Annotated in this window: 1 protein-coding gene; it reads right to left on the bottom strand. The window is 56.1% G+C overall.

Annotation, left to right across the window (positions count from 1 at the left end; all coding sequences use genetic code 11):
* Positions 1-34 precede the first annotated feature (34 nt).
* Positions 35-841 (bottom strand): KilA-N domain-containing protein, encoded by an 807-nt coding sequence (locus GVI59_RS18655; RefSeq protein WP_173575533.1) that lies wholly within the window; start codon positions 839-841, stop codon positions 35-37.
* Positions 842-1,175 lie beyond the last annotated feature (334 nt).

Genomic DNA, 1,175 nt, shown 5'->3' with positions numbered 1-1,175 from the left:
AGGCCGGTGGCTATCCGGCGGGATCGAATAATCGTTAAGCGGCCTTCCCGGACGCTTTTGCGGTTAAGAACCGCCGCGCCGCCTCAGACCAACGCAAGACCTGCTGCGACCCATGGCCACCCTTGCGTGTCGCGTCGAACATACGACTGCATTCCTTGCCCGCCTCGGTTGCGGTCCAGTCAGAGCCGCCAGACGTGCCGGGTGTGTGGATCTGCAAATCAGCATCACGCAACTGACGATTTACGATCACTGCGGATAGGCCGAGAGGCTTACCGAGTTCCGTCGGCGTCATGTAGTTGTCCTGCGTCGGGGCGGCGATTGAGGTAACGTCGAGAAGTTCCAGAGGATTTGTACCCGACAGCTTGTAAGCCCCGCGGGCAGCCATCAGCAGGCGCTGATTTTCATCAAAATTCGGGAGCATATCTGCGATATTCTTGCAGCGCCGGAACGCGACATCAACCGCAGTTGTGCGGACGCGCTTCCTTTTGGGCGCTGGCACCCGTCCCATGACCATTGCGTCAAAGGCCCGGATGACAGCAAGGTGAAACGCCGGGCTGATCCACATAGCGTAGGCGTAAACAAGCTCCTTGGCGACGTAGGTGCCGCGCCCGTCGTTCGGGCCGGTTTTGACGATGTTGAGGGGTGTCGGGGAATTTCCCGAGACCTCCAGTTCCTCAATAAGAGCTGTCGTTTGGTCATTCTTCGTCCATTCGGACGGAGCCTTGTTCGGATCGCCACCCGCCGCGCGGTGGCAATCGTTCAGCGAGTAGCGGCCTTCCGCGTCCTGCCGGATTTTCATATTGAGAATGGTGAGCGATGATGTATGAGGAAGGTTATTCATCTTCGGAACCTTGTTTTCCGGATTTGATACGGCCCGTGCAGGAACACGGGTTCGGATACTTGGGATGCGGGATTTACTCTTGCCGGAGACCCGCATCCCGCTCTCCGTCATCTCGACGCTAAGCAAGCAAAACCACAATATTCTGTGTGCGGGTCAATTCCTAGCGCAACATGCAGTGTGAAAGCACAAAAAAAGTGTTGACCCATTAACGAATTTCGCCGTCTAGCTGCAGAAGTGAGGAGAGGCCTCCTATAATGGAAAGGCGAACTCTTAAATAAAGATCGTATCCACCATATAAACACTGACGCTCGATGTTACTTCCCCCCCCCCGCAA

The sequence above is a fragment of the Acetobacter sicerae genome, assembly GCF_011516765.1.
Taxonomy (GTDB): Bacteria; Pseudomonadota; Alphaproteobacteria; order Acetobacterales; family Acetobacteraceae; genus Acetobacter; species Acetobacter sicerae.
This window is presented reverse-complemented; position numbering and strand designations above follow the sequence as displayed.

Bases quoted from the DNA above. Each gene is read 5' to 3' on its own strand.
- GVI59_RS18655 (WP_173575533.1), bottom strand. From the start codon at position 841: ATGAATAACCTTCCTCATACATCATCGCTCACCATTCTCAATATGAAA.